Below are 5,618 nucleotides of genomic sequence, written 5' to 3' on the forward strand. Positions count from 1 at the left end.
CGTACTTGAGGGCGCCTTCGCCGGCAAGCCGGGCTCCTACAGGTATTGATTCACAGCCCACCCATCAAGGTGTATTTGAGTTCAAGGTAATCCTCGATGCCATATTTGGAGCCTTCGCGCCCCAGCCCCGAGGATTTGATCCCGCCAAACGGCGCGACTTCGGTGGAGATCAACCCTTCGTTGATCCCGACCATGCCGTATTCCAGCGCTTCGCTCATGCGCCAGGCGCGGCCCAGGTCGCGGGTGTAGCAGTAGGCAGCCAGGCCGAATTCGGTGTCGTTGGCCATCTGCACGGCCTCGGATTCGCTGGCGAAACGGAACACCGCGGCGAGCGGACCGAAAGTTTCTTCCCGGGCGACTTTCATCTGCGTGGTGATGCCGGCCAGGACCGTGGGCTGGAAAAAGCCATGGCCCAACGCGTGGCGTTCGCCGCCGCAGAGCAAGCGGGCACCTTGGGCCAGCGCGTCCTGCACATGGTCTTCTACCTTGGCCACGGCACGCTCGTTGATCAGCGGACCCTGGGTGACGCCGTCTGCGAAACCGCTGCCAACCTTGAGTTGCGAGACCCGTTCGGCCAACCGCGCGACGAAAGCGTCGTGAATACCGTCCTGCACCAGGAAGCGATTGACGCAGACGCAGGTCTGGCCGGCATTGCGGAATTTGGCGATCAGCGCGCCTTCCACGGCACGTTCCAGATCGGCGTCGTCGAAGACGATAAAAGGCGCGTTGCCGCCCAGTTCCAGTGACACCTTTTTCAGCGTCGGCGCGCACTGCGCCATCAGCAACTTGCCAATGGCCGTGGAGCCGGTGAACGACAGTTTGCGCACCAGCGGGCTAGCGGTCAGTTCGGCGCCGATGGCGATGGCATCGCCGGTGATCACGTTGAAAATACCGGCGGGAATGCCGGCCTGCTCGGCCAGCGCGGCCATGGCCAGAGCCGAGAACGGCGTCTCCGGCGCCGGCTTGACGATGCACGGGCAACCGGCCGCCAGCGCCGGGCCGGCCTTGCGGGTGATCATCGCCGCGGGGAAGTTCCAGGGGGTGATCGCCGCGACGACACCGATCGGCTCCTTGCTCACGACAATGCGCGCATCGCCCTTGTGGCTGGGAATGGTGTCGCCGTAGATGCGCTTGGCTTCTTCGGCGAACCACTCGATGAAGCTGGCGGCGTAGAGGATTTCACCCTTGGCTTCGGCCAACGGCTTGCCTTGTTCGAGGGTGAGGATTTCGGCCAGGGCATCGGCGTTTTCCAGCATCAGCGCGTGCCAGCGCTTTAGCGTGTTGCTGCGTTCCTTGGCGGTGAGTGCGCGCCAGGCCGGCCAGGCCTTGTTGGCGGCGTCGATGGCCTGGCGTGCGTCTTCGGCGCCGAGGTTTGGCACCTGGCCGATCAACTCGCCGGTGGCCGGGTTGAAGATGTCCTGTTGCGCACCGTCGGGCGCACCCAGCCATTGGCCGTTGATGTAGGCCTGCTGGCGGAACAGTAACGAGGCTGCTGGGCTCATGCCGGCTCCTGACAAAATTTAAAAAATCTGCACGGACCCCTGTGGGAGCGGGCTTGCTCGCGAAAGCGGTGGGTCAGTCAATATTGATGTCAACTGATACTCCGCCTTCGCGAGCAAGCCCGCTCCCACAGGGTTTTTTGTGTGGAACCGATCAGGCCAGGGTGGGCAGGGGGCCCAGCTTGCCTTTGTGGTAGATCATCGGCGTCACCGGTTGCTCGGGCAGGATCAGGTTCTTCACCGCACCGACGATGATGGCGTGGTCGCCGCCATCGTATTCGCGCCACAGTTCGCACTCGATGATCGCCGTGGCCTTGCGCAGCAACGGGTTTCCCAGTTCGCTCAAGTGCCACTCGATGCCGTTGGCCTTGTCCTTGCCTTTGCCGGCAAACGCATAGGCTTCGGCGGTCTGGTCGGCGGACAGCAGGTGAATCGCGAACTGCTTGCTGTCGCGCAGGATCGGGTAGGTGTCAGAGGCGTAGTTGGGGCAGAACAGCACCAGTGCCGGATCGATCGACAGCGCACTGAAGGCGCTGGCGGTAATGCCGACGATGCCACCCGCCGGGTCCAGGGTGGTGACCACCGTGACCCCGGAAGGGAACGAGCTCATGACGTCTTTGTAAATGCCGGGTTCGATCATTTCTCAGGACTCCTAGCGCATCACGAATGGATCAGGCATCGGTGCCTGGGACAGATTGATCCACACCGTTTTCAGCTCGGTGTAGGCCAGCACGGAATCGATGCCGCTTTCGCGTCCATAGCCACTGTTCTTGAAGCCGCCGATCGGCGCCATGGCCGACACGGCACGGTAGGTGTTGACCCAGATGATCCCCGAGCGCACGTCCCGGGCCAGGCGATGGGCGCGGCCCAGGTCGCGGGTCCAGATGCCGGCGGCGAGGCCGAACTGCGAGTCGTTGGCGATCGCCAGGGCTTCGGCTTCGTCCTTGAAACGGATGACCGAAGCCACCGGGCCGAACACTTCTTCCTGCATGATCTTCATCGAATTGCGGTCGCATTCGAACAGGGTCGGCTCATAGAACCAGCCTTCGCCCAGATTCTGCGGGCGCTTGCCACCCAGGCGCAGTGTTGCCCCTTCGGCAATGGCATCGGCCACCAGTCCTTCCACTACGGCCAGCTGCTGCGCGGTGGCCATCGGGCCCATTTCGCTGCTGTCTTCCTGCGGGTTGCCGATGCGGATGCGCTGGGCGCGTTCCACCAGGCGAGCGACGAATTCGTCGTAGATTTCGTCCTGCACCAGCAGGCGCGAACCCGACACACAGCTTTGCCCGGAGGCGGCGTAGATCCCGGCGATGGCGCCGTTGATCGCGCTGTCGAGGTCGGCGTCGGCGAAGATGATGTTCGGCGACTTGCCGCCCAGTTCCAGGGACAATTTCGCGAAGTTCTCGGCACTGCTGCGCACCACATGCCGGGCCGTCGCCGCGCCACCGGTGAAGGCGATCTTGCGCACCAGCGGATGGCGGGTGAGGGCGGCACCGGTGCTCGGGCCGTAACCGGTGACGACGTTGACCACGCCCGGCGGGATGCCGGCTTCCAGCGCCAAACGCGCCAGTTCGAGAATGGTCGCCGAGGCGTGCTCGGACGGCTTGATCACGATGGTATTGCCCGCCGCCAGGGCCGGCGCCAGTTTGATCGCGGTCAGGTACAGCGGGCTGTTCCACGGAATGATCGCGGCGACCACGCCCATGGCTTCGTGCACGGTGTAGGCAAACAGGTCGGGCTTGTCCAGCGGCAGGGTGCCGCCTTCGAGCTTGTCGGCCAGGCCTGCGGTGTAGTGGAAGAACTCCGGCAGGTAGCCGACCTGGCCGCGGGTCTCGCGGATCAGCTTGCCGTTGTCGCGGCTTTCCAGCTGCGCCAGTTGTTCCTTGTTTTCGGCGATCAGGTCGCCCAGGCGGCGCAGCAACTTGCCCCGGGCGGTGGCGGTCAGGCCACGCCAGGCCGGGCTGTCGAAGGCGGTCTGCGCAGCCTGTACGGCGCGCTCGACGTCGGCTTCGTCGGCATCGGGCAGTTCGGCCCAGGGCTCGGCCAGGGCCGGATTGAGGCTATCGAAAGTCTTGCCGGAGAGGGCATCGACCCATTCACCGCCGATGCACATCTGGAAGCGTGTGAGTGTCATGCAACGATCCCCTTGATCTGGTTTTGTCGGGAGTGCGCAGTGTCGAGAAACTCCAGCAACAGCTGGTTGACCAGGCGCGGCGATTCTACGGGCATCATATGCCGCTGCTCGGCGAGCACGGCAACCTTGGCACCGGGAATGCGCTGGGCCAGTTGCTCGGCCATTTCCGGGGTCGATCCCGGGTCGAGTTCGCCGGTGGCGATCAACGCCGGTACCTGGATGTTGCCCAGGTCCTCGGCGCGGTACATGTCCTGGGTGGCAAACAATTCGTAGGTGGTCAGGTAACCCTGGGGGTCATTGCCCGCCAGTGTCTGGCGAATCGCGGCGATCTGCGCCGGATTGGCCGCCTGGTATTCACGGCTGAACCAGCGTGACAACGCCGCCTCGGCGTTGGCGTCCGGACCGTGTTCGGCAGCCTGGCTGGTGCGGGCGATCACGCCGGCACGTTGTTCAGCGGTGCGGTTGAACACACTGTTGAGCACCACCAGGCTTTGCAGGCGTTGCGGGTAATGCAGGGCGAAAGCCCGCGCCACCAGCCCACCCATGGAGAAACCGATCACGGCCGCCTTGGGCAATTGCAGATGATCGAGCAGCTCGAGCAACTGGTCTGCATAACCGAGCAGCGGCGTGCCGCTTTCAGGGCGCGGGCTGGCGCCATGGCCGAGCATGTCGTAGGCGATGACGCGGTATTGCGTGGCCAGGCCAACGATCTGGCCGCCCCACATTTCTTTGTTCAGGCCCACGCCGTGGATCAAGACCACGGGCTGGCCTTGGCCGGTCGCCAGGTAACTGGTGCCAGCCGGGGTGCGTTCAGCGGTGAGCCGAATCATGGAGCGCTCCTGCATACCTTTTTGTTGTAGTGACCGACCGGCTTACTGGGCTTTTTCGGCAGCCAGTTCTTCCAGGTCGATGTAGCGGTTGCCGATGCGTGGGTGCAGGCGGCCGCCATCGGCGCAACCCAGGACCACGACGATTTCGTCGGCACGCGGCGCGTCTTCGATCTTCATTTCCAGGGTGATGTAGTGCGAACGCAGGCCTTCATCGTCCTTGTGCATCATCGGGATCTGGATCGAAGTGCCCGGGCCGCCGCGCTTGTTGGTAAAGCTCAGGTAGCTCTTGGCTTTCACCGCTTCGCGGTAATGGTTGCCAAAGCGCAGGGTGTGGATCACCGCGGAGGCGTGTTCGATTTCACCGTCGGCACCGACCACGGCAGCCTTGCCATAGGCTTCGATCTTCTCGGCACCGCCGATGATGCCCACCAGGCGCTCGACCATCATTGCGCCAAGGTCGGAGCAGTTGGCGCGGATCTGCGGCTTGAGGTCTTCAACGAAACCGTTGCCCAGCCAGGGGTTCTTCATCACCACGGCCAGCCCGACCATGGTCACAGGCTTGTCGGTGGCTTTGCCGCCTTCGATGAAGGTTTCTTCGACATAGCTGACGATCTTGCGGATTTCGAAACTCATGAGCTGCTCCGTATCAGGGTGAATGGTGTCTGTGCGTATGATGGTATACCATAATACCGGATGCGCAATAGCCTGATGGGAGTTTCTGGTCGGAAGGCGATGAAAAGAGGGGGAGGGGTGTAGCGAAGGCGGCATCACGGCCACCATCGCATCGCCAGCAAGCCGGCTCCTACGGATATGTGTCACGCCAAAAATTCAACTTACCTGCACAAAACCTGTAGGAGCTGGCTTGCCAGCGAAGGCGGCACCACGGCCACCATCGCATCGCCAGCAAGCCGGCTCCTACGGATTTGCGTGACGCCAAAAATTCAACTTACCTGCGCAAAACCTGTAGGAGCTGGCTTGCCAGCGAAGGCGGCATCACGGCCACCATCGCATCGCCGGCAAGCCGGCTCCTACGGATTTGCTTGACGCCACCAATTCAACTTACCTGCGCAAAACCTGTAGGAGCTGGCTTGCCAGCGATGGCGGCATCACGGCCACCATCGTATCGCCGGCAAGCCGGCTCCTACGGATTTGCGT

The 5,618-nt window shown here is 63.2% G+C and carries 5 protein-coding genes; all 5 read right to left on the reverse strand.

Going from position 1 to position 5,618, the window contains the following annotated elements; genetic code table 11:
• Positions 1-50: 50 nt before the first annotated feature.
• A complete protein-coding gene (locus SOP85_RS30595; RefSeq protein ID WP_323629350.1) occupies positions 51-1,502 on the reverse strand; it encodes an NAD-dependent succinate-semialdehyde dehydrogenase in 1,452 nt (483 codons plus the stop codon).
• A 151-nt stretch (positions 1,503-1,653) separates the two neighbouring features.
• Positions 1,654-2,139, reverse strand: coding sequence for a flavin reductase family protein (locus SOP85_RS30600; protein ID WP_046817508.1), 486 nt, complete (start codon positions 2,137-2,139; stop codon positions 1,654-1,656).
• A 12-nt stretch (positions 2,140-2,151) separates the two neighbouring features.
• A complete protein-coding gene (locus SOP85_RS30605) occupies positions 2,152-3,633 on the reverse strand; it encodes an aldehyde dehydrogenase (protein ID WP_323629351.1) in 1,482 nt (493 codons plus the stop codon).
• Positions 3,630-4,463, reverse strand: a complete 834-nt coding sequence (locus SOP85_RS30610; protein WP_274077877.1) for an alpha/beta fold hydrolase — start codon at positions 4,461-4,463, stop codon at positions 3,630-3,632. The genes SOP85_RS30605 and SOP85_RS30610 overlap by 4 nt, the downstream gene beginning before the upstream one ends.
• A 42-nt stretch (positions 4,464-4,505) precedes the next feature.
• Complete coding sequence (locus SOP85_RS30615; RefSeq protein ID WP_323607489.1) at positions 4,506-5,096, reverse strand: amino acid synthesis family protein; 591 nt, start codon at positions 5,094-5,096, stop codon at positions 4,506-4,508.
• Between the last annotated feature and the right edge of the window lie 522 nt (positions 5,097-5,618).

Source organism: Pseudomonas sp. YuFO20, assembly GCF_035064975.1.
Classification (GTDB): Bacteria; Pseudomonadota; Gammaproteobacteria; order Pseudomonadales; family Pseudomonadaceae; genus Aquipseudomonas; species Aquipseudomonas putida_AE.